Origin of the sequence: Acinetobacter sp. V2, from assembly GCF_001188385.1 — a bacterium.
Taxonomy (GTDB): Bacteria; Pseudomonadota; Gammaproteobacteria; order Pseudomonadales; family Moraxellaceae; genus Acinetobacter; species Acinetobacter oleivorans.
Genome location: NZ_JZFB01000001.1, coordinates 1,139,225 through 1,141,592 on the forward strand (window position 1 = coordinate 1,139,225; position 2,368 = coordinate 1,141,592).

General features: G+C 33.5%; 2 protein-coding genes and 1 pseudogene. All 3 read right to left on the bottom strand.

Features of this window, described 5'->3' with window-relative positions:
• Positions 1-465, bottom strand: a pseudogene (locus UC75_RS05180) (fimbrial biogenesis outer membrane usher protein); the annotation flags it as partial.
• A gap of 40 nt (positions 466-505) precedes the next feature.
• A complete protein-coding gene (locus UC75_RS05185) occupies positions 506-1,213 on the bottom strand; it encodes a molecular chaperone (RefSeq protein ID WP_049836916.1) in 708 nt (235 codons plus the stop codon).
• Between the two features lie 83 nt (positions 1,214-1,296).
• Positions 1,297-1,824: a spore coat U domain-containing protein gene (locus UC75_RS05190; protein ID WP_049836917.1), complete on the bottom strand. Its 528-nt coding sequence runs from the start codon at positions 1,822-1,824 to the stop codon at positions 1,297-1,299.
• Between the last annotated feature and the right edge of the window lie 544 nt (positions 1,825-2,368).

Below are 2,368 nucleotides of genomic sequence, written 5' to 3' on the forward strand. Positions count from 1 at the left end.
AGTGTTATACAAACTGTAGTTCAGAATAGCTGCGTTTAAGGGCTTCATTTTTAGCAAATGAGGGCTGGTGATCTGCTGGCCATTTAAGTCAACTGAATAATCCGTCAATATGTTAGACGGAACTTGTAAATTTAGAGCCTGTTCATTCTCTAAATATTTAAACCGGATTCCTTTTAATTCATCAATACACACCCATTGGTTATCAGGAGTCTGTTCATCCATTTTCACCCTTAAAACTTTTAAGTCACGAGAACGGATATACAGCTTTCTATCTTGATCTTGGCGAACCGAGATCAAATCTGTTGAAATACTCGAATTAATAGAAATCTTTAAGAAAAGCTGTGTGTACGCCTTATCAGAGATGAATACCTGATGAGAAGAGTTTGTAACTTCTGGAATACTTGGTAAAGCAGCATTGGTGCTATCTTGCAATGATTCAGCAAAAGCATGAATCGGCAAGTACATAACACATAAGGCACTTACGAGATATTTCATGTGTGCCTCTTTAAAGAGATGTTTGCTTACCGTTAATATTCAATGAAATATTATATTTATGATCCGCTTGAAATTTAAAATCAGGGCTAATATTAAAATTTCTTGCTTTACCAGCAAGAATATAACCATTCACCGTATTTACTTTAATGGCATAGCTTTTATTCGTTGTTGTATCAACAAGCGTTAAATTGCTTAAAAGCGCATGTCGATTTCCAATATTATTAATTATAAGAGAAGAATTATTTTGCTCTTGTTGTATTGACCAAGTAAGTTTAGTAATTGCGTCTTTATTGACTACAAATAAAGGCAATGACGAACGTAATAGTACGTTAACTCCCTGATCTACTTTACGGTTATCAATCGGTTTTGGTAGTTCATCAATAATTATACGATAGGTTTGTTCACCAGAAACTGGTACTGGATTAATTCTAACTACACGTAAGTTATAAGAATCATTAGGTTGTAATTTTAAAAATGGTGGACTAACCGCGATCTCATCTGTAGGTATTAATTGATCTTGCCCAGCATTTTGGCGCCATTCAAATACACGTACCTGTAAATCACTGCTTTCATTTGACTGGTTATATAAGCTAATTGAGGACGCAGCTTGATCGCTTAATATTTCAACACTTACAGGCGAAAGACGAATTGATGCAGCATTCAGCATACTAGGCAAAAATAACAATAAACTTGTAGTAACAAAGATATTTTTTCTCATGATTTGCCCAGAACGACTTTTCTCAAATTAGGCTAGCTCTCTAAATCAAGAGCTAGCAATGACACAATAAAACTTATTAAAAATTAATAAGTCACTGTTACTGTTACTGTGTCAACATAGCTACCAGCACTTGGTAAAGTTGAGCCAGCTGGAATACGACCATAGACGTTAACTGTTTGTGGCGCACCAGTACCTGTACCGCTATATGCAGTTGTTGCAATACCAATTGCTGTTGCACGGTTAGTGTCAGAGAAAAGGTTGTAAGGAATAAATTCGTTGCTGGTTGCACCACCGATCATACGACGTTGAGTCGTTTGAGCATTTTTGCCGGCATCGAAAGCCAAAGTCCATGGCACAGTGTTGTTACATAAAACTTTAATTGCAGTACCACCTGTCGTTGTGGTGTCTGCATCTACGTTGCTCGCAAGAGAACTTAAAGTACCAAAATCTAAAACTGCGTTAGCTGTTGTACCTGTAGCTGAAGTATTCAATACACAGCTATTTGTAATTGTTGCTTTAACAGTCAAAGTACCTGTTGCAGTTGCAGCATTTGCCGCATTGATAGACATTAAACCCAAAGTAATTACTGATAAAATGAGAGACTTTTTCATGGTTAAAAACCTTTTTACATTACGCCAATAAAATTAATAGATGTAAAAACTAGCCTTCCCCATCACAATCACTAGCTTTTCTGATTGTTTTTTCAAAGCGTTATTTTTTTTACTCTACTTACGGCGCATAATACAAAAAAACAACAAAAACACTAACATAACTTTCATTCTAAATATCAATTAATAATTCAATTTCTGATGAATTTCTCAATTATAAAAATTTTTATGGTTTATCATGCTTTTTATATCGATTTTCGATACTTCTATCTAGCTTTTGTTAGTTTTACTAAAAAAATTATAGATTTTCATTAGTTAAAGTTTACCATCACTTTTAGTATTTTATATTTTTTTAATTTTTGGTAAAAAAACAATGAACAAAAAGTAAGCTACTGATTGTTCTATATATTTTAAATGAATAAGAAAAGAATATTTTATGAATAAGAAATCTAAGTAACTTATAGATCCTTCTAGGATTTTTTAAGAATTTTCAGCACTTACACAACTTCCCTCTAAAAGAAGAAGATCCTGCTAGCTTAACTATTTC